This is a genomic window from Polaribacter porphyrae, from assembly GCF_002954685.1.
Lineage (GTDB): Bacteria > Bacteroidota > Bacteroidia > Flavobacteriales > Flavobacteriaceae > Polaribacter > Polaribacter porphyrae.
In genome coordinates this window covers 3,659,170-3,680,571 of the sequence record NZ_MSCN01000001.1, presented here as the reverse complement: position 1 = coordinate 3,680,571, position 21,402 = coordinate 3,659,170, and the positions used below count along the sequence as shown (strand labels likewise).

Annotated in this window: 15 protein-coding genes; 3 read left to right on the top strand and 12 right to left on the bottom strand. The window is 30.8% G+C overall.

Annotated elements, in window-relative coordinates; genetic code table 11:
• Positions 1–56: 56 nt before the first annotated feature.
• The 10 genes from BTO18_RS16405 to BTO18_RS16360 form a co-directional block, all read right to left on the bottom strand.
• A complete protein-coding gene (locus BTO18_RS16405; RefSeq protein ID WP_105017265.1) occupies positions 57–398 on the bottom strand; it encodes an L-rhamnose mutarotase in 342 nt (113 codons plus the stop codon).
• 109 nt (positions 399–507) lie between these two features.
• Complete coding sequence (gene fucP, locus BTO18_RS16400) at positions 508–1,845, bottom strand: L-fucose:H+ symporter permease (RefSeq protein ID WP_105017264.1); 1,338 nt, start codon at positions 1,843–1,845, stop codon at positions 508–510.
• A gap of 31 nt (positions 1,846–1,876) precedes the next feature.
• Entirely contained in the window at positions 1,877–2,668 is a 792-nt protein-coding gene (locus BTO18_RS16395) for an SDR family oxidoreductase (protein ID WP_105017263.1), read from the bottom strand.
• A gap of 56 nt (positions 2,669–2,724) precedes the next feature.
• Entirely contained in the window at positions 2,725–3,552 is an 828-nt protein-coding gene (locus BTO18_RS16390) for an amidohydrolase family protein (protein WP_105017262.1), read from the bottom strand.
• 9 nt (positions 3,553–3,561) lie between these two features.
• The gene (locus BTO18_RS16385; protein WP_105017261.1) at positions 3,562–4,998 is read right to left on the bottom strand and encodes a tagaturonate reductase; all 1,437 of its coding nucleotides are present in this window, start codon (positions 4,996–4,998) and stop codon (positions 3,562–3,564) included.
• Between the two features lie 110 nt (positions 4,999–5,108).
• On the bottom strand, positions 5,109–6,761 hold the full coding sequence (locus BTO18_RS16380; RefSeq protein WP_105017260.1) for a UxaA family hydrolase: 1,653 nt from the start codon (positions 6,759–6,761) through the stop codon (positions 5,109–5,111).
• A 9-nt stretch (positions 6,762–6,770) separates the two neighbouring features.
• On the bottom strand, positions 6,771–7,781 hold the full coding sequence (locus tag BTO18_RS16375; RefSeq protein WP_105017615.1) for a zinc-binding alcohol dehydrogenase family protein: 1,011 nt from the start codon (positions 7,779–7,781) through the stop codon (positions 6,771–6,773).
• A 101-nt stretch (positions 7,782–7,882) separates the two neighbouring features.
• Positions 7,883–9,403 (bottom strand): alpha-L-fucosidase, encoded by a 1,521-nt coding sequence (locus BTO18_RS16370; RefSeq protein WP_105017259.1) that lies wholly within the window; start codon positions 9,401–9,403, stop codon positions 7,883–7,885.
• Between the two features lie 95 nt (positions 9,404–9,498).
• Positions 9,499–11,316: a beta-agarase gene (locus BTO18_RS16365; RefSeq protein WP_226789022.1), complete on the bottom strand. Its 1,818-nt coding sequence runs from the start codon at positions 11,314–11,316 to the stop codon at positions 9,499–9,501.
• Positions 11,317–11,320: 4 nt separating this feature from the next.
• Positions 11,321–12,283 (bottom strand): hypothetical protein, encoded by a 963-nt coding sequence (locus tag BTO18_RS16360; protein ID WP_105017258.1) that lies wholly within the window; start codon positions 12,281–12,283, stop codon positions 11,321–11,323.
• 307 nt (positions 12,284–12,590) lie between these two features.
• On the opposite strand from BTO18_RS16360, the gene BTO18_RS16355 reads away from it, so the two are divergent.
• Genes BTO18_RS16355 through BTO18_RS16345 form a run of 3 tightly spaced genes read left to right on the top strand, consistent with a single transcriptional unit; the run spans position 12,591 to position 17,930 of the window.
• A complete protein-coding gene (locus tag BTO18_RS16355; protein WP_105017257.1) occupies positions 12,591–14,465 on the top strand; it encodes a T9SS type A sorting domain-containing protein in 1,875 nt (624 codons plus the stop codon).
• A gap of 23 nt (positions 14,466–14,488) precedes the next feature.
• A complete protein-coding gene (locus BTO18_RS16350; protein ID WP_105017613.1) occupies positions 14,489–15,373 on the top strand; it encodes a family 16 glycosylhydrolase in 885 nt (294 codons plus the stop codon).
• A gap of 7 nt (positions 15,374–15,380) precedes the next feature.
• The gene (locus BTO18_RS16345; RefSeq protein WP_105017256.1) at positions 15,381–17,930 is read left to right on the top strand and encodes a glycoside hydrolase family 2 TIM barrel-domain containing protein; all 2,550 of its coding nucleotides are present in this window, start codon (positions 15,381–15,383) and stop codon (positions 17,928–17,930) included.
• Positions 17,931–17,940: 10 nt separating this feature from the next.
• Here the strand turns inward: BTO18_RS16345 and BTO18_RS16340 are convergent, their stop codons facing one another.
• Complete coding sequence (locus BTO18_RS16340) at positions 17,941–19,131, bottom strand: HYR domain-containing protein (protein WP_105017612.1); 1,191 nt, start codon at positions 19,129–19,131, stop codon at positions 17,941–17,943.
• A gap of 147 nt (positions 19,132–19,278) precedes the next feature.
• On the bottom strand, positions 19,279–21,390 hold the full coding sequence (locus BTO18_RS16335; RefSeq protein ID WP_105017255.1) for a beta-galactosidase: 2,112 nt from the start codon (positions 21,388–21,390) through the stop codon (positions 19,279–19,281).
• Between the last annotated feature and the right edge of the window lie 12 nt (positions 21,391–21,402).

The following is a 21,402-nucleotide window of genomic DNA, read 5'->3' as shown; positions in this document are numbered from 1 at the left end:
AAACCTATTTACCAACAAAACTCTGCCAACTTTGCGCCTTTGCGTTTAAATTCTTATTACAACTGAAAAATCTGCTCTAAAAGAATCCATTTTTCACCATTTTTTGCCCAAGGAAGTTCTTGCTGATACTTCCACATTAAATTTTCCCATTCTTGTACTTTAGGATTATTGGCATCCATTTTGGCTTTTTTTACAGAGTTAAAAGTTTCATCAACTTCCATAATCATAAACATTCTATTCCCAGTTAAATAGATTTGCATATCAATAATACCTGCATCTTTAATACTTTTCGTAATTTCTGGCCAAGCTTTTCCAGCTGCGTGATATGCTTTATATTCTGCAATTAATTTAGCATCGCTTTTTAAATCGCAAGCATAACAAAATCTTTTAGTTTTCATATTGATTAGATTTTTAAAATGTTTTTACACAGATTTCACAGATTTACTGAAAGTGTTTCGTGTATATTTTTAAAATTTTACAATCATACTTTCAGTTTGAGAAAAATTTTTAAGCTTTAGATTTTTTAAAAGTACTATATCCATAATGCGCAACAACTGCCAAACAGATTAGTGGTAAAATAAATGAAAAATTCACTTCAGGAATAAATCCTAAAATTTGTTCGTCTGCAAAACCTGAACCTCCCCAATCTAAAATACTACCTTGTAAAACTGGCATTAAGGCACCACCAACAATTGCCATTACTAAACCTGCTGAACCTATTTTTGCTTCATCTCCCATATTTTTAAGCGCAATTCCGTAAATGGTTGGAAACATAATTGACATGAATAAAGACACAGCAACTAAAGAATATAAACCCAAAGGTCCTTGTATTAAAATTGCGCCAGCACAAAATACAACACCACCAATTCCAAATAACATCAATATCTTTGATGGATTTATCGTTTTCATTAACCCAGTTCCAATCCATCTTCCTGTTAAAAAAATAATCATTGCTGCCACATTAAACCAAGTTGCTGTTAATTGTTCGTTTGCTGGTAAATTTTCATTGATATTATCTACATATTGAAAAATATAGGTCCAACACATAATTTGAGCTCCTACATAAAAAGCTTGTGCTACAACTCCGTGAACATAATTTTTATTAGCAAATAATTTATTGAAAGATTCTGATAAAGATATTTTATCTTCATCTGCTGTTTTAGGAATTTTTGTAAAAATAATAATCACCATAATTGCCAAAACAACCAATCCTAAAATGATATAAGGCACACTAATAACGTCTAAATCATTCTCTCTAACCGCACTTTTTGCAGTTTCTGATAACGTATCGTAAATTAATGCTCCAGAAGCATCTTTATCATCAGAACGTAAGGCAGAAATCACAAATTGTTGTGCAACAATCATCCCAATTAAAGAACCAATAGGATTAAATGCTTGTGCTAAATTTAGTCTTTGAGTAGCAGTTTGTTTATCACCCAAAGATAAAATTAACGGATTTGAAGTGGTTTCTAAAAAAGCCAAACCACAAGTAATAATCCAAAGTGAAATTAGAAAATAATTAAATTCTTCATTTGTTGCAGCAGGATAAAACAAAAATGCACCAATTGCATATAAAGACAATCCTAAAATTATGCCTGATTTGTAACTATATTTCCTGATAAATAAAGCAGCTGGTAAAGCCATAAAAAAATATCCGAAGTAAAAAGCAAACTGTACTAAAGAGGCTTGCATATTCGATAATTCTGGCATCACTTTTTTAAATGCAGAAACCATTGGATTTGTCAAATCATTGGCAATTCCCCATAAAGCAAATAAAGACGTAATGATGATAAAAGGAAATAATAATTCTTTTTTTACTACTGGTATTTTTTTTGAACTGCTCATTTTATGGTTTTATTTGATTAATTGAAGTTGATTATTCAGTTAGTAAAGACCTGTCTAAATTTACATAACCACCATCAACAGCAATAAATTGACCAGTTGTATGTGATGATTTTTCTGAAATGGTAAACAAACATTGATCTGCAATTTCTGCAGGCGTTGTCATTCTATTTTCCAAAGGAATTTTCTTAACAATAGCCTCTAATTTTTCTGCGCCATTTTCTAATGTTTTAATCCAAGCATCGTAAGCTGGTGTCCAACTTTCTGCAATAATAATTGCGTTAGAACGAATTCCGAAAGAAATTAAATCTACAGCCCATTCTCTTGTTAAACCTAAAACGCCACCTTTGGAAGCTGCATAACCAGAAGTACCTCCTTGACCTGTTAAACCTACTTTAGAACCTATATTTAAAATATTTCCTTTCGATTTTTTTAAGAATGGCAAAGCGTGTTTTACCACTAAAAAATAGCTGACCATATTTAGTTTTAAAGACCACATAAAGTCTTCATAAGAAGCGTCTAAACCCACTCCATCATTTACACCAACATTATTGATCACTGCATCTATTCTGCCATATTTATCAGTGATTTTTTTTACTGAAGCTTCTATTTGAACTGGATCTGTTACATCAGTTTTGCAAAAAATAGCATCAATACCTTTGGCTTGTAATTCTTCTACATAACCAAAACCTCTATCATTTCTATCGATAACTGCAGGTATTGCACCTTCTGTAGCTAAATGTTGTAAAATGGTTTCGCCAATACTTCCTTTTAAACCTGCAGCTCCTGTTATTAGAACTACTTTTCCTTTTAATCCTAAATCCATATTGTGTATATTTTTTTAGACCTGTCAGTTTTAAAAACCTAACAGGTCTTGATTCTTTATAAATTGTAAAACTTTACAGCATTTAAACCCATTATATTTGCTTGTTCTTTTTTACTGTATTTTGATATAAAATTGGTTACTAATTCTTTTACTTGCGTATAATTCCCAGCCACTAAACAAACTGGCCAATCTGAACCAAATAGTATTCTATCAGTTCCAAAAGCTGTAAAAACGACTTCTAAATATTTTTGAAATTGTGCTTCTGTCCAAGTTTTATAATCAGCTTCTGTAATTATTCCTGAAACTTTACAAAACACATTTTCTTGTTTGGCTATTTCTTGCATTAGAACTGCCCAACCCTCAAAAAAACCATCTTTTATATAGGGTTTTGCAATATGATCTATCACAAATTTCTGATTCGGAAATCGTTTTACAAATTCTAAAACAGCCAATAATTGATGAGGAAACACCAAAATATCATAGGTGAAATTGTGTTTTTCTAATGCTGAAATTCCTCTTAAAAAATCGGGTCGTAATAAAAAATTATGATCTGCTTCTCCTTGAACAACGTGCCTAAAACCTTTAAGTTTATCAAACTTGCTATACTTTTTTAAAACAGTTTCAATATCATTTCCTCTTAAATCTACCCAACCCACAATTCCTTTTATGAAGTTGTTTTTTGACGCTAAATCCAACAAAAAATCGGTTTCTTCTAAAGTTTGATCTGCTTGCACTGCAACACAACCATCAATGTTATTTTGTTGATATACTTTTGCTAAATCTTCTGGCAAAAAATCTCTTCTGATGACTTTCATATCCTCATCAATCCAACTGTGTTTTACAGCTTCATATTTCCAAAAATGTTGATGGGAATCTATAATCATTTTTTAATATTAATTTACAAATTCGTTTAAAGCTGTTTGCATTCCTTTATTCTGAATTTCTTCTAAATAAATAATGATTGCTGTTTCAAAACCATCAATTTTTGTTAAATCTGTACCCCAGAAATCAGTATTTGATAACGTTTTTTTAGCGACTTCATTTACATCATTATTTTTCCAAACCTTATTAAAGAAATCTAACACCTTTGTATCATCTTTTAAATTGATTTCAGTACCATTTCTGTCTCCTTTATAAAAAGTAATTAATGCAGCTAATGAGAATAACAAGTTGTTTGGCAAAGCTTTTTTTCTTTTGATAAATTCTAATACAGAAGGCAATACTCTTGTTTTGTATTTTGAAACAGAATTCAATGAAATACTCATCAATTCGTGTTCTAAATACGGATTTCTAAATCGGTCTAAAACATCCGCAGAAAATTGATTTAATTCTTCTTCTGGTAAATCTAAAGTTGGACAAATATTGTTGAATAAGGCGTCTTTTAAAAACTTACCAACAACCTCATCTTCTAAAGATTCGCGAACTCTATCAATTCCATATAAATATCCTACAGGTACTAAAGTTGTATGTGCTCCATTTAAAATTCTAACTTTTCTGGTTCTGTAAGGTTCCATATTATCCGTAAAAACAACATTTAAACCACAAATTTCTGATGGAAATTCTTCTTTTACTGATGCTGGACCTTCAATTACCCACAAGTGAAATTGTTCTCCTTCAACCACCAAATTATCTTTGTAACCCAATTCTTTGGTAATTGCATCCATTTTATCTCTTGGATAACCAGGTACAATTCTATCTACCAATGTATTACAGAAAATATTGTCTTCATTTATCCATTGAACAAATCCTGAACCTAAATTCCAATCATCTGCATATTGCAAAATTATTTTCTTTAAATTATCTCCATTTCTATCAATTAACTCACAAGGAATTACAATCAACCCTTTGTCTGAAGCACCTCCAAAAATTTGAAACCGCTTGTATAATAATGCCGTTAATTTTCCAGGAAAACTACTTTGTGGAGCATCTTCTAATTTGTCATTTTCATTATAACAAATCCCAGCTTCTGTAGTGTTTGAAATCACAAAGCGTACATCAGGATTATTTGCATTGGCTAAATAATCTGCAAAATTTTCATAAGGATTTATCCCTCTTTGAATACAATCAATCACTTGATGTTCGCTGATTGCTTCTCCGTTTTTAATCCCATTTAAATACAAAGTGTACAATCCATCTTGGTCATTCAACATTTTAATCAACCCTTGATTTATAGGCTGAATTGCTACAACACCAGCATCAAAATTGGCTTTTTTATTCATCTCGTGAATCATCCAATTCGCAAAAGCCCTTAAAAAATTACCTTCTCCAAATTGTATAATTCGTTCTGTGTATGTATTTGCTTTGACTGTTATTCTGTTTAATTCTTGCATTTTTTCTTTTTTCTTCCTGCAAGGTTTTTCTTAACCTTGTAGGTATGATTTTGTTAGTTGAATTTTCTAAACCTACAAGGTTTTTGAAACCTTGCAGGTTAAGTTTTTGATTATAATGACACCCCTCTTTTCCAAGGAATAAAATCGTTATTTCCGTGCAAAACTGCTTTTGATGGAGTTTCTCCACTTGCCACTCTAATAATATGGTCTAAAATCTTTTCGCCCATAGTTTCAATGGTATCTTCGCCAGTAATTACAGTTCCTGCATTAATATCTATAATGTCATTCATACGTTCGTATAAATTAGTGTTGCTCGACATTTTTAAAACGGGTGCAACTGGATTTCCTGTGGGTGTTCCTAAACCTGTAGTAAAAACCACCACATTACAACCAGAACCCACTAAACCTGTTGTAGATTCTACATCATTTCCTGGTGTACACAATAAATTTAAACCTGGTTTTGTAACTTGTTCTGTATAATCTAACACTTTTACAACAGGGGAAGTTCCCCCTTTTTTAGCTGCTCCTGCAGATTTCATAGCATCTGTAATTAAACCATCTTTGATATTTCCTGGTGAAGGATTATTCTCAAACCCAGAACCAACTGCCACTGCTGATGCAGAATAAGCTCGCATTAAATCGTAGAATTTTTTTGAATCTTCTGCAGTTTCACATCTGTTAATGAGTTCTTGTTCCACGCCATTTAATTCTGGAAATTCAGACAAAACAGGACTTCCTCCTAAAGCCACCAACAAATCTGAAGCAAAACCCAAAGCTGGATTTGCAGAAATTCCTGAAAAACCATCTGAACCTCCACATTCTAAACCTAAAGTCAGTTTACTTAAAGGTGCTGGTTTTCTTGAAATTTTATTTGCTTCTGTTAAACCAATAAAAGTGTGTTTTACAGCTTCTTCTATTAAATGTCTTTCGCTTGCACTTTTTTGTTGTTCTAAATAGTGAACTGTTTTTGCACAATTTGGGTCAATATCTTCAATTGCTTTTTGCAACATTTCTATCTGTGCATTTTGGCAACCTAAACTAAAAATTGTGGCTCCAGCAACATTAGGGTTTGTAATATAACCTGCTAATAATTTTACTAAAACTTCTGAATCTTGTCTGATTCCTCCACAACCTCCATCGTGTTTTAGAAATTTGATTCCATCTACATTTGGAAATAGTCTATTCTTTGAGATTTCCTCTTTTGTAGTGATAATTGGCGTATTTAGAATTTCTTCTGATGTTGCTCCTGCTTTGTATTTTTTGATTAATGCATCAGTATCAACAGCAAAATCTTTTTTTGTTTCGTAGCCTAATTTTTCTGATAAAGCACCTTCTAAAACATCTAAATTTCTGTTTTCACAGAATGTTAATGGAATTACTAACCAATGATTTGCAGTGCCAACTTTTCCATCAGCTCTATGATATCCATTAAAAGTTCTATTCTTAAAATTAGATGCATCTGGTGCTGTCCACGTAAACTTTTCTTTAGCATCATTAAATGTAGCTGAAGCGTGAACTACATTATGAATCGTAATTGCACAACCTTCTAAAATGGTTTCAGTAGCTTTACCAATTAAAACCCCGTACATAAAAATTTCATCACCGATATTAAAATTATTTAATGAAAATTTATGTTTTTGTTTGATATTCTCTTTTAAAACAACTTCTTTACCTGCAACCAACGTTTTTAAACCTTTTTCTAAAGGAGTTATGGCAACAATAATATTGTCTTTTGGATCTATTTGAACGTAATTTTTAGACATAATTTTCCTCTAATTAAAACTTACAGTGGCTTTTATAACACCAGTTTTTGGATTTAACCAACTATCGAAATTTGAAATCATTTCTGTATAATCTACAGAATGTGTAATAAATGATTCTGTAGGAAATTGGTCTAACACATTAATAACGTGCTGAAAATCTTCTGTAGTTGCGTTTCTACTGCACATCAAAGTCATTTCTTTAGCGTGTATTTTGGGGTGTGTATATGTCAATTCTCCTTTTGATAATCCTACCAATACAAAACGACCTCCATGAGACATATAATCTGGACAAGCTTCTAATGCATATTTATTTCCTGACGCATCAAAAACGGCTGTACATAAATCTCCATTGGTAATTTTTGATATTTCTTCAACAGCAGTATCTCCTGCTTTTACTATATAATCAACTCCAATTTTTTCTTTAGCATATTTTAAACGCTCTTCATTCATATCAATTGCAATTACTTTTGCGCCTGCAATTTGCGCTAATTTCATAATGCCAATTCCTATAGGACCAGCTCCAACAACCGCTACAATTTCTCCTTTTTTTATGGCAGCTCTTCTTACTGCATGCGCACCAATTGCCAAAGGCTCTACAATAGCCATTTCATTATCTGAAAGATGGTTTGCTTTTAATAAAATTTTTGCTGGTACTGTAATTTGTTCTTGCATTCCTCCATCTCCATGAACTCCTAAAACTGTAATATTTGTACAGCAATTTGTTTTACCATTTCTACAAGCAATGCATTTTCCACAACTTACATAAGGCATTACAACTACTTTATCTCCTGCTTTTATTCCTTGTTCATTTTCATCAATTTCTAAAACTTCTGATGCTAATTCGTGTCCTAAAATTCTTGGATAGGTAAAAAATGCTTGATTTCCTGAATAAGCGTGTAAATCTGTTCCACAAATACCTACTTTATTAATTTGTAACAAAGCTTCTCCTTCTTTTCTTTTTGGTGCTTCCTTTTCTTTTAAAAGAAATTCTCCGGGTTTTTCACAAACGATGTATTTCATTTTTAGTTGATTTTTTATGAAGTAAAAATTTAAATTAAGTTTAAAAAGAGCATATCTTTTGGTTGATATACTCTTTTCTCTTCTTAACAAAATTCAAAAAATTATAAAGTTAGTTCTAGTACAAAAGCGTGATTTCCTGGTTTTTCTTTTGGCATTCTTACCAATAAACCTTTATCACTTTGTGACCATTTTAAGTTAGCATTGCTACCTAACATTTTTACTTTTGATATTTTATCTTCAGGGGTTATCGATTTTATCAGTACACTTTTATTTTCTGGCCATTCCATCATAATTGCATAAACTTTTCCTTCTTTTTGCGTAAATCTGATATCTTGACCCGTAAAATCTTTATTCCCCCCTTCTGAATGGTGTCCTGTACCTACTTCTGTTGGTCCTTCACCAAAAGTTCTCCAATATTTGGTATCGTAAATTGCTGCACCATTCATATCTAGCCATTCTCCAATTTCTAATAATATTTTTTGTTGGTCTTCTGGAATTGTTCCATCTGCTTTTGGACCAACATTTAATAATAAGTTTCCGTTTTTAGAAACAATATCTATTAAATCATCAATTAAAGAATTGGCTGTTCTAGATTTCCAGTTTGTAACATGAGACCAAGAATTTTTACCAATAGAGGTATCTGTTTGCCAAGGTAATTTTCTAATTCCTGGCAATTTACCTCTTTCTAAATCGTAAATAACTGTACCTTCTGGAAATGCTTGTTCGTAGAAATTTTTGTCTTGTAAAACCACTTCTTTTCCCCATTCAATACCTTTATTGTAGTAGTATGCTGCTAATTTTGGACGATATTCTCTCCATTCTGGAGTGTCTAACATAAAATCGAACCATAAAATGTCTGGTTGATAATTATCGATTAAATCTTTTGTTCTTGCCCACCATAATTCTTTAAACTCTGCTGAAACTGGCTCATTTAAGTTTTTTCCTTTCTTCGAATATAAATCTGCATAAGCAGGATTAGTAGTATCAAAATGATCTTTTTTATTGAAAAAAGACCAATTGAAAGCATAATGAGAAGAAGCGCCCATAATCATTCCTTTTTTACGACCTTCTTTCATCAATTCTCCTAAAATATCTTTTTTAGGTCCCATATTTACAGCGTTCCAACGAGTTGTATTAGATTTGTACATGGCAAAACCATCATGATGGTCTGCAACAGGAACTACATATTTTGCACCTGCTTTTTTAAATAAATCTATCCATTCTGCTGCATTAAAATTTTCTCCTTTAAACAATGGTATAAAATCTTTATAACCAAAGTCTTTGTGTTTTCCCCAATTTTTTAAGTGATGTTGGTGTTCTTTTGAAGGTCCATTTCTTTGTAATTTTAATTCCGCCGTAAATTGAGTTGAATCCATATACATATTTCTTGGATACCATTCAGACCCATAAGCTGGTACTGAATAAGCTCCCCAGTGAATAAAAATTCCAAATTTCTTTTGATTGAACCATTCTGGATCTTTATAATTTGCTTTGATTGATTCCCAGTTTGGTTCAAATACTTTTTTCGTTTCAATATTTTGAGCTATTCCTTTTTTTTCAGTTTTACAAGAAGTAAAACCAATACTTAAAGTTAAAATAAGGATGAGAATTTTAGAATTCATTCGTAATCGTTTTTCAGTTAGTTTAATACACTACAAAGAATGTTTTTTTGGCGAAACATTTAATTCACTTATGTTTTATTTTGTAGAACAGATGATTAATTTTTCTTATTTTCTACATTTAAAATTAAAGAACTTAAATGTCCTCCATCATCTGGAAACGCAATATTTACTATGTTTTCTCCTGTTTTTAAATATTTTACATCAAAAGGGATTCCTATCACTCCAAAAAATAATTTCCTGCTTGCTTGATCATAACCTGCCCAATTATTAGGTACTTCAATTGAGTTTCCATTTACAGTTATTTTTGGTTTTTTACTTAAATCGTGATTTCTACCAATTCCCATTTTTAAAGAAGTTCTTCCATTTGTAACTGCCGGCAATTCGTTAAAAGTGAATGATAAAGTCTTATTTTTTTGAATAGATTGTAAATAAGTTTCTGTATAAAAATTTTGTTCTTTTATTGAATTTTTAAAATCAAAATCTGTAATGTCACATTCTGCTATAATTGTCTCTCCAGGTTTTAAATTAACAGTATTTAGGCTTTTAATATTTGTATAAAAAACCAATCGTGGCAATCCAGTAGTTGTTGTATATAATCTTCTTAAAGTGATATTTTTGATATATTTATCACTATTATTTAAAAACGAGACTTTTACTTCTTTTTTCTCATCTGTCAAGTTGTTAATGGCTACAAAACTCTTCCCTTTTTTAATAAAAGAATGTATTTGTATATCTGGGTTATTAGAGGCAACTTCAGTTCTTTTTCCAGAAATCCCTTTCCATAATTCATAGAATTTTTTAAGATGTGTGAAACTGTAAGAACCGTCTTTTTCTTTCTTTTTAATTACCCAAGGATAAGGATAACCGTCTGGATTTTTATCATTATAAAACCAAGTGGCTTTTGCAGTAATAAATGGAATTGCTTTTACCAAACGATCTGGTTTGTCTAACAATTGCATTAATATTTTATTGTAAGCTATTAAACAAGTTCCATTCAATTTTGGCGAATAAGGTTTACCCACCAAACCTTGGGCTGTAAAGCCATATTCTGATATTAAATGTGGTTTTACAACCTTCCATTTTTTATAACTGTATGCTTCTATTAAATCTAAAATGGCTTCAGAATTACTTCCAGAACGTAAGGTAAAATCTCCTTGAACATTTCTACCATCGTAAATATGTGTTGCAAAAAATTGCATACTTTCTCCTGCAACATCCATAAATGTTTTCATACGAGTATTCCAATAATCAAAATTATCTTTTTCTACTTCTGGATAAGCAGATGCATAACCACCAACTTGCATTCCTGGAATTTCTTGATGCACTTTGTCTGCAACTGCTTTAAATACTTTAGACATTTCTACTATTACAGCAGGTGTTTCTGCCCAAGTTTTCACATAGTCTTTTGCGTGTACAAAAGGCTCGTTCATTACCTCATAATATTTTGGAGTAATAGGATAAGCGTTCTTTAAGAAAGCGACATTATACGCTGCAATTTTATCGTAATCTTTATAACTGTACTGAAAAGCATCTCTTGGATGGTCAGTAATTACAAAATCTGCAGTACCAAATTCTTTAAAAAGTGGGCTTTTTTTAATATTTGCATTGCTCCATTTTGATCTTCCTTCTGCTTCAGAAATCGATTGTAATTCTGTTTTTGATTTTCTAAAAGGAGCTGGACCTCCAAAAGTTCGTCCATATTCTATACCTAAATTCTTGAATAAATACTCTCCATCAGAAGCTAAATCCCAACTTGTGTAAGAATCGTGAATTGCAAAATATTTTGCTCTGTTTAATTCGCTTTCATTACCAATAAACTTTTGTGTTGTAAAATCTATTTTGACTTCATTTTCTTGCGAAAAAAAAGGGACTGTTATCAAAAAGATAAATACAATTATATAATTTTTACTCATCATTTTAAAATTTAGAAAATTTGTAAAAATCGTCTGTATTTGTAATTGCATAGTAACTGCCTTTTGGTAAATCATTTATTAAAATTGTATTCGTGTTTTTACTTTCCTTTATAATTTGTCCTCTAGTGGTTATTATTCTAATAAACTCAAAAGAAGATTGTATGGGTAAAGTTAATTCTGATGAATTTTTGTTGATAGCAATCGTAACACTCTTCTCTTTTAAATCATCTAAAGTTAAAGTCTTAACGGCTTTTGTTATTTGTATTCCAGAAAGTTCTTTACTTACAATATTTGTGTTTGGAAAACCTGCTCCAGAACCATAATACAATACATATCTATACGTATTTCCTACTGCAGGAGCACCTGTAGAAATGGTTACTTTTACAGTTCCTTCTCCTGTTTGTATAGTTTTATTTTTACTTGCTCCAATCCATTGTCCACCATTCCAAAGTGCAACTTGTAACAATCTTGGTTCGCTTGCTTTGTAATTAATTTCGAACTCAAATTTTTCGCGGCTTGTTAATGAGGTTGGAGTTGCTAAAGAAAAAGTAGCATCATCTGTTACAACTTTATCTTTACTTGTAATTTCTACATTTCTGATGATAGAACTGGCTTTTTCGGTTTTCCAATCACCTCCTCTTTCTCTAACTGATACTAAAACTCTATATCCTTTTCCTGGGCTTGGTGTTTTGTTGGTTGAAATAGTAAATTGAAAAACGCCTTTTCCCTTTGCTACTGGAACTGTTTTTCCTGCCCAAAATTTATTTGACCCTCCAGAAATATCCATTGCTAAATCTGAATCTTCTTCAACTTCGTATCCAATAAAAAATGAATAGGTACTTTGACTTTTCATTTTTACTGGCACATCTTTTACAAACAACACCTTATTTTGTGCATTGTTATTTAATGAGAAACAACATAAAAACAGGAAAAAAATCCCCTTTAAAGTATTTGTTTTTTTGTTCATTTTTATAGTTTTTTTATTTAAAATAAATCTGTTTAACCAAATATTTTCTGCTGAATTTTCAGCTTTAAAATGAAAAATTACTAGAATTTAAAAGTAGTTGATAAATGGATTAGTAAGAATAACAGATGTATTTAATAGAGCAACAAATGTTTATTTGATATTATATTAAGTCAATTCAAAAAAAAATTAACAGAATAAATATTAAAGACATATATAGTCTTAAAAAAACTGTTTTTATCCCTAGTTATAATTATTGCTTTCTAATTTTGATTGAGATAAACAATCAAAATTATTTACACTTTCTGTTATGAAGAAATTCTTTTTCTTATTACTATTTATAACTATTTCTATTAAAATAAATTCTCAACCTCCAAAACCAGCAAAAGGTTTTAGATGGGTTTTATATGATAAATATTCTGATGAATTTAATGGAACATCTTTAAATACTTCTAAATGGAGAAATACTTTTTTAACAGGTTGGCAAGGTCGTCCACCTGCAAGATTTGAATCTTCTGCAGTAAGTGTAAAAGATGGAACAATGCAATTAAAAAGTGGAAAATTAGATTCGCCTCAAGGTAATTATACAATGTTTGGTGGCGCAGTTACATCTGTAGATGAAAATGCTCATTTTGGGTATTATGAAGCAAAAATGAAATCCTCTAAAATTGCAATGTCTTCAACATTTTGGTTGTCAAATAGCAAACAAAATTATTACACCTCAAATTGCACATCAGATTCTTATAGTCAAGAACTAGATATTGTTGAAGCTGTTGGAGATACAAGAAATCAATCTTCATCTTTTAGAACAAAACAGAAATCCAACACACATTTTAGATATATTCCTTGTGGAGAATCTGATGAAACTTTTTATTCAAATGGTACAGAATCTAATGAGTTAAGTAGTGAAGTTTGGGAAGATTATCATACCTATGGGATGTATTGGAAAAACACAAAATCGGCTACTTTTTATTCTGATGGTAGATTAGGAGAAACCGTTTCTTTTAATACAACCATAGATGCAAATCCTTTTGATAGACCAATGTTCATAGCAATGGTATCAGAAACTTATAATTGGTTAACACCATACCCTACAGATACAGAATTAAATAACGACGCTATAAATACTGTTTATTATGATTGGGTTAGAAGTTACAGACTAACTCCAATTTTTGGTGCAGAGGGTAGCATTCCTCTAGAAAATAATGATTTCGAAAATGGCGATTTAACAAACTGGACAGGTTGGGGAGGCACTATAAGAAATGTTACTTCAACTGATGTTTATGAAGGTATTTATGCTGCACATATTAAAGGAAATGGTGCACACGAATATGCAGTAATTTTAAAACCAAATACAACTTATAATCTTAAATGTTTTGCTAAAGTTGTAAGCGGAAATGTAATTTTAGGAGCAAAAGAAAATATTATAGGTGGTGCTATTTTAGCATCTAAACATTTAACAAATACAACTTACGAACAAGCCGATTTAGAATTTACTACAGGAACAGAAACTAAAATTAAATTCTATTTTTATACACAATCTGATGCAAATGAAGCTTTTGGAGATAATTTTGAAGTCATAGAAAAAAATACAATTGTTACAAAAGCACCAATTTTTACTGAAGATATCGATTTTAATACAACACCAACTGTAACAAACGGAAACACTTCTTTAACCGTTTCTTACAATTACAAAGCGAATGTAAACAGAGAAATTAATTTTTACGTGCACGATGCTGCAAACAATGAAGTTTATAAAAAAACTGTAAATGGTTTGGAAGGTTTTGGTAATAACGAAATCACATTTTCTCTAACAAATGCATTAGCAAATGATACTTATAAAGTGGTTGCAGATATTAGACCAAATGGTGGAACTGACGCTCAAATAATTGATAAAGTTACTAGTTCTCAATTGGTACTTTCATCTGCGAGTTTTATCAAAAATAATGTTAACATTGAATTATTCCCAAATCCTGCAAGTGGTTTGGTGCATATTAAAACTGAATTTTTAGAAGGAATTACAACTGTTTCTGTTCATAATTTATTAGGACAAAATATAATGAATTCCAAATTTGAAAACAATAATTTAGATTTAGACATCAGCTCTTTAAAAAATAAAGGATTGTACTTTATAACTTTTATAAATAATGGAAAAAGTATTGTTAAAAAACTGATGATTAAATAGTGATAAAATTAATGCCACCAAAAATGAATTTAATATCAAAAAAAAGCAACTGTTTATTAATTATAGTATTCTTAATTACAACAACATTTTTTGCACAAAAATCACCAACTTTTAAAGACGGAGAAGACCCAAAACCAGCTGACAAAAAATGGAAATTGGTAAAAAAAATGTCTGATGAATTCGATGGCAAAAAAGTAAATGAAAGAAAATGGCAAATATATGGTCAAGGTTGGATTGGTAGAGCACCAGGTTTATTTGTAGCTGATAATATCAAGGTTAAAGATGGTAGTTTACAAATAACAACTACACTATTGCCAAAACCTATCATTAAAAATAATCAAACATTTACACACGGAGGTGGTTTTGTTGGTTCTAGAAAATCGATGAAATACGGTTATTATGAATGTGAAATGAAAGCGAATAAAACATTTATGTCTTCAACTTTTTGGTTGATAAATGACAGAAGCAAAGCAAATGGTTGTGATAAAAGAGTTACAGAATTAGATATTACAGAATGCGTTGGCGAGATTACAAATAAGGCAGAGTGGATGAAATATTTTGACCAAGCTATGAACTCAAATACCCATAGTAGAAATATTCCTGAAGGTTGTGATTATGTAAAGGCATCAGAAAAAGCACGTGCAGATTTAGGTGGAAAAGTATATGACGATTTTCACGTTTATGGAGTTTGGTGGAAATCTAAAGACGAAATTTTATTCTTTTTAGATGGTAAATTTCAATCTAAAGTAAAACCTCCAGCAGATTTTGATATTGATATGCATTTAAGATTGGTGGTAGAAACCTATAACTGGAATCCTGTTCCTGAAGATGGAGGAATGACAGGTTCTAAAGAAGATAGAACCACTACTTATAACTGGGTAAGGTCTTGGAAATTAGTTAATAGATAATAAACTGATGAAATATTTTTTTTATTTAATAGGAATACTAATTATAGCTGCGTGTTCAAAAAATGATAATCATAGAGTTGTTAAAGATTTTAATCAAAATTGGAAATTTTCTTTAGCAAATGAACCAAATGCAGAAGCAATTGATTTAGATGATACAAATTGGAGAACATTAAATGTTCCTCACGATTGGAGTATTGAAAAAGGATACCAAAAAGAGGGAGAAACTGCTTCAAGTACAGGTTTTGTAGAAGGTGGAATTGGTTGGTACAGAAAAACGTTTATTGTAAATGTTGATGATAAGAACAAACACATTTCTGTGCTATTTGATGGAGTTTATAACAACTCTGAAGTTTGGATTAATGGACATTTTCTTGGAAAAAGACCAAATGGTTATAGCTCTTTTTCTTATAATTTATCAGATTATTTAAATTTTGATGGTTCAATAAATGTGATTGCTGTTAAAGTTGATAGAAAAGCCTATGCAGATTCACGTTGGTACACAGGTTCTGGAATTTACAGAAAAGTGCAATTGATTAAACAATCGAAATTACACATTGCTCAATGGGGAATTCAAATAACAACTCCAGAAGTTACGACTGAAAATGCAGTTGTAAATATCAATACAAAACTTGAAAATTCATCAGCTGAAGATGTGTCTAATCTTTCTTTGAATTATAAAATTTTCGACAACAATGGTAATGAAATCACTAAAAACGATAAAGAAATTTCCAATATTGACGAAATAGCAACTATCAAAATTGATATTAAAAATCCAAAATTATGGTCAACTGAAAATGCAAATTTGTACAAGTTAGAAGTAAATTTACTTCAAAATGGAAAAATAATTGACAATACAACAGAAACTTTTGGAATTCGTTCTATTCGTTTTGATGCCAATAAAGGCTTCTTTTTAAATGGAAAAAATGTAAAAATAAAAGGTGTCAATTTACATCACGAAGCTGGTGCTGTTGGTGCAGCAGTGCCAAAAGCAATTTGGGAATATCGTGTTGAAAAACTAAAATCTATTGGTGTAAATGCGATAAGATTTGCACATAATCCACACGCAATTGAGTTGTTAGAAGTTTGTGATGCTCAAGGAATTTTAGTGATGAATGAAGCTTTTGACGAATGGAATGAACCTAAAAAAAAGAGTAAAATTCATATTGGAGACAATGCAGCTTCTATGGAATCGTCAAAATCATACCCAGCAGTTTTTGATGAATGGGCAGAACGTGATTTGAAAGATTTAATTCGAAGAGATTTCAATCATCCATCTGTATTTATGTGGAGTATTGGTAACGAAATTGAATGGACTTTTTCTCATTATCCAAAAACTTTTGCTGAAGTAAATGCAAAATCTAGCGATCAAGGTTATGAGCTTGTTCCTACTTATGATGAAGCAATTATTAAAAAAGTTTTCCATAAAAATATTGATGGAAAAGATCCTTTAGCAAGCATTGCAAAAAAACTTACAAAATGGGTAAAAGAAGAAGATACAACAAGGCCTGTAACTTGTGGTAGTGTGTTACCTTCTGTTGGAATGGCAAGTGGTTATGGAAAAACGGTTGACGTTTTTGGGTTTAATTACAGAGCAACAGAATATGATGTTGCTCATAAAGCATATCCTAATTTAGTTATTTTAGGTTCTGAAAATTGGGGGAATTATGACGAATGGAAAAGCGTAATAGAACGTGATTTTGTATCTGGAATTTTCGTTTGGACAGGTTTTGCCTATTTAGGTGAAGCTGGTCCTTGGCCAAGAAAAGGCTTGAATATTTCGTTTTTTGATTACGCAGGTTTTAAAACACCAAGAGGTCATTTTTATGAAACCCTTTGGAAAGATGAACCAAAAGTATATATGGTTACAACTCCAGAAAGTGAGAGTGAATTTTCATTTTCTAAAAAAAATGGCTGGAAATTTGAAATGCAATTTACACCTCCACCAGTTTGGAAAATGCTACGTAAATGGGAATGGTATAAAGTATATCCAAAATGGAAATATGATACTAATGAAGCTATTGTAGTACAGGCATATACCAATTGTGAAGAAGCAGAATTATTCTTAAATAACAAATCTTTAGGAAAACAGAAACTCGCAGATTTTACAGACACAGATCACATTATTAAATGGTTAGTTCCATATTCTAAAGGAGAATTAAAAGTAGTTGGTTATGATAATGGTAAAAAAGCGGATGAATATATTTTAAATACAACAAGCAAAACAGTTACAAAAATTAAAATTGAATCGACCAAAAATGAGTTGAATGCAGATGGTTATGATGTAGCAATTGTCACGATTAATTTATTAGATAAAAATGGAAATTTAATTACAGATAACGACCAAGAAGTAACTTTCAATTTATCTGGCGAAGCAAAAAATATTGGCGTTGATAATGGTTGGGAAATGAATGTGCAATCTCATAAAACAAATAAGATTATCACGCATCAAGGAAAAGCTATTATAATTGTACAATCGACTAAAGAGCAAGGGAAAATTTTAGTTTCTGCTTCTGTGGAAGGAGTAAAATCTGATAACTTGGCAATTATATCAAACTAATTCTCTAATATTATTCATCTTCTAACTTCCAAGTTCTAACCCAATCGTATTTAGTGGTCAATTCATCAACAGAGCCTGTGTTAAATATACTCCCTGCATCATCAACAGGATTCCAATCATAGGTTTCAATTGCCATTGTTATATGCCCTTCTAAATCAAAATCTGTAGGTGGTGTAATAGAGTGTGTGTATTCTCCATCTAAATAGAATAAAATTTCTGTTGGAGATTTCCACCAGCAACCATATACAAAATATCTTGAATTATTTTCTTCGCTTAATATAGTTTTACCAGGTGATTGTTTCGATTCGTTTTCGCCAGTATCGCAAGTTCTTTGATGTCTCCAAGTATTAGAAGCGAAAATGTTAGCATAATCTTTTGCCCAATCTGAAGTACCATTATGAACACGTCCTACACATTCTTGAATATCCAATTCAAGTTTTCTAACAGGACCAGAACTACAACTTTGTTTATAGGCAATCCAAAAAGTAGAAGACATCACTGTACTATTTGCTTTCATTCTACATTCATAATATTGGCCTTGAACAGCAACTTTCTTTGAACGTATAATTGCTCCACTATGTGTATACTCGTTTCCATTTACTGTTTGTGTAGATGCCAACTTTTGAACAGCGACATTTAAATTTCCATTAGCAACTGTAACATTTTCAGATTTGAATAATCCTGGAGGTCTTCCTCGCCAGTTAAAACCATCTGTAGAAGGATTTCGATGCCATTTTACATCATCAAAAGTTGTTCCGTTAAAATCATCAGATAAATTTTCAACTTTAGTCCATTTTTTACCAGTTGGTTTTGGGTCATTTCCAATAAAATAAGGTTGGTTATTAGATGGTGAGTCTCTTGTTACAATAACATCAAAACTACATTCAACAGAATTTCCTGCTTCATCAAATGCTCTAAAAGTATTGGTAGTAGTTCCAACAGGAAATTGTTCTCCAGACTTTAATCCTTTTAAAAGAATAACTCTTGCACTAACATTATCTGTTGCTGTTGGCAATGGATAAGTAATTGCTACTGAACTTTCAGTAGAAGCAATATTTACATTAATATTAGCTTGACAGGTAATAGTTGGATTTTGAGTGTCTTCAGGAAAATTTTCTTCACCATCATCACTACTACAAGCAAATAATATTCCAAAAATTAAGAATAAGTTTAATAGGTACACTAATTTCTTTTTTACCATTATCATTTTTTTCTATACTTAATATATCTGATGTATTACACAAAAGTATCTTTATGATTGATAGCTAAAGGAAACAGAATATTTAAAATGTAAAACAAATGGTTTTTTTACAACTAAAAATTAAACTTTATAAAAACAAAATTTGTTTTATTGTTTAAAAGAATTGTTTATTCGATAATCATACATAGAATACGTAGTTTCTTTTACTTTTTTGATTAAATCTTCAAAAGGATTATCAGCAATATCTACAAAACCAACGTTGTAGTTTTCACCATCAAAACGTCCTGTATTTGGTTCATCTATATATTGAAACCAATGTGCACCTACAATATTTGGATGTCTTAAAGCACCTCGAATATAATCTTGATACATTTGTCCTCTTTCTGCTTGATTTCTTGCTTTTTTTATTCCTACGTGAAAACTACCTTTATCTAAAGCCCCAAAATGAAATTCTCCAATCATAACTGGTTTGTCTACTCCTTTTGGTAATTTGAAGTTTTCGATACTATATTCGTATTTATTAAAGCTCATAATATCTAAATATTTACCAGCTGTAGAAAGTACAATATCATTATTTGCCCAAGCAAACCTACATCCTAAATAATTTTGATTTGGAGCTGTTTTTTTTAGTTCTTCATTAATAATTCTAAAATAAGTATCAACAATTTCTCCATAAAAAGCAATTAAATCTTCTTTAGCATTTGCTTCATTTGGTGGAATTGTTGATTTTAACAAATCATCCCAAGAATTGTGTTTTGTTTTCCAAACAGCATTTAATACTTCAATTTTTTTGTATTTATTTTTTAGATTTTTAATGAACTTAATTTTCGCTTGTTGACTTTTATCACTTTTTAAAACTCCAATTGCTAAAAAACCTGGTAAACCCCAAGACAATTCATTATCTACAAAATAACCAATACACCAAGGGTCGTTTGCGCCTTCTTTTTGAGATTCAATTGAATTTTTTACAGCAATTCTAAAAGCTGGATCAAAGACATCATGAAATTTACCCCAAAAACCTTCAGAACCTAAAATTTTTGGCGTATTTTTTATCCAAATTGATCCCACATAAGGAGTTCTGTGTTGTTTTGTTGCGCCAAAATCGGACATAAAACCAATCGTGTTCATTCCCCAATCTTTTATTCTTTTGTGAGCAACATCTCTAAAAGATGCCAACCAATCATCACCATATTTTCTAAATAGATTACTTTGATAAAAATTATAAGCATCGTAAGGTAATTTATCTAAATAAAATCCGTGAGAAGTAAATGTTCCTTTAGAGTAAAATTGACCAAAATCAGAATCTCTACTAGGTAGTTCTTTAAAATAGTTTTCTCTATCAGAAACACCAGTATAAACAGCATCTGAAGCCACACAATTTAAACCAGCTGTCCAGAAGATATATCCTTCAGGATCAACAATCCACCATTTATTATTGACTTTTTCTGTTCTAAAAAAACCAGTTGCTTTTAATTTTGGACCTTTTGTATAACCTCCAAATTTTCCAATATTTTTAGGCCCTATACTTTTATTTAAATGTGCTAATTCGTTCTTTGCACTTTCTACTAAATCTTGATTAGAATGCATTTTACCTTCCCAATCTTTATGAATAAACTGTCCAAATTCATCAATAAAAGGAAAGAAATTTTTAGGATTTCTTATCTCTAATTTACCTTCTGCTCTAATATTATCTACTGTATAATGTGTACTATTTTTTGCATAACGTGAGTTAAAAGAAACCTGATTTATTTTTTGAATATCCGTTTTTAATTTTCCTGGAACACCACGCATTCCATTGACTTCAATTTGAGGCGAAAACGCCCAATCTTCTGTCCAAGCTAAATTTACAGCAATAGTTCTAGTTTCTCCAGGATTTATGTCCATATAATCTGAACAATACCATTTTACCAAACCATCTGGGTCATCGCCCACAAACATTTCTACTTGAATCGCTTCATCACCTTTATTGGTAACATCTGCTTTTACAGTTTTATACCCTGTTAAATCCCAAGGTTTATCTGCAGATTCTTTAATTACAACTCCTGGTTTATCAGCTGTAAAACCACTATTCACTTTTAGAAGGTTATCATCTGAATTCTTAATTAATTCGAAGGTTGCATCTTGAGGAATTACTTGAGATTGCTTAAAATTTGTATCAAAATCTAATAAGACTAAAACATCTTTAGCGTCTTCAACTTTTTCATTTTTACATCCTATAAAAAATATAGAAAGCATTAAAAAGAATATAAATTGCTTCATTTTATTTAATAT

Excerpts from the sequence above, each read along its gene's own strand:
- BTO18_RS16405 (WP_105017265.1), bottom strand. The coding sequence starts at position 398 with ATGAAAACTAAAAGATTTTGTTATGCTTGCGATTTAAAAAGCGATGCT.
- fucP (WP_105017264.1), bottom strand. The coding sequence starts at position 1,845 with ATGAGCAGTTCAAAAAAAATACCAGTAGTAAAAAAAGAATTATTATTT.
- BTO18_RS16395 (WP_105017263.1), bottom strand. The coding sequence starts at position 2,668 with ATGGATTTAGGATTAAAAGGAAAAGTAGTTCTAATAACAGGAGCTGCA.
- BTO18_RS16390 (WP_105017262.1), bottom strand. The coding sequence starts at position 3,552 with ATGATTATAGATTCCCATCAACATTTTTGGAAATATGAAGCTGTAAAA.
- BTO18_RS16385 (WP_105017261.1), bottom strand. The coding sequence starts at position 4,998 with ATGCAAGAATTAAACAGAATAACAGTCAAAGCAAATACATACACAGAA.
- BTO18_RS16380 (WP_105017260.1), bottom strand. The coding sequence starts at position 6,761 with ATGTCTAAAAATTACGTTCAAATAGATCCAAAAGACAATATTATTGTT.
- BTO18_RS16375 (WP_105017615.1), bottom strand. The coding sequence starts at position 7,781 with ATGAAATACATCGTTTGTGAAAAACCCGGAGAATTTCTTTTAAAAGAA.
- BTO18_RS16370 (WP_105017259.1), bottom strand. The coding sequence starts at position 9,403 with ATGAATTCTAAAATTCTCATCCTTATTTTAACTTTAAGTATTGGTTTT.
- BTO18_RS16365 (WP_226789022.1), bottom strand. The coding sequence starts at position 11,316 with ATGAGTAAAAATTATATAATTGTATTTATCTTTTTGATAACAGTCCCT.
- BTO18_RS16360 (WP_105017258.1), bottom strand. The coding sequence starts at position 12,283 with ATGAACAAAAAAACAAATACTTTAAAGGGGATTTTTTTCCTGTTTTTA.
- BTO18_RS16355 (WP_105017257.1), top strand. The coding sequence starts at position 12,591 with ATGAAGAAATTCTTTTTCTTATTACTATTTATAACTATTTCTATTAAA.
- BTO18_RS16350 (WP_105017613.1), top strand. The coding sequence starts at position 14,489 with ATGAATTTAATATCAAAAAAAAGCAACTGTTTATTAATTATAGTATTC.
- BTO18_RS16345 (WP_105017256.1), top strand. The coding sequence starts at position 15,381 with ATGAAATATTTTTTTTATTTAATAGGAATACTAATTATAGCTGCGTGT.
- BTO18_RS16340 (WP_105017612.1), bottom strand. The coding sequence starts at position 19,131 with ATGGTAAAAAAGAAATTAGTGTACCTATTAAACTTATTCTTAATTTTT.
- BTO18_RS16335 (WP_105017255.1), bottom strand. The coding sequence starts at position 21,390 with ATGAAGCAATTTATATTCTTTTTAATGCTTTCTATATTTTTTATAGGA.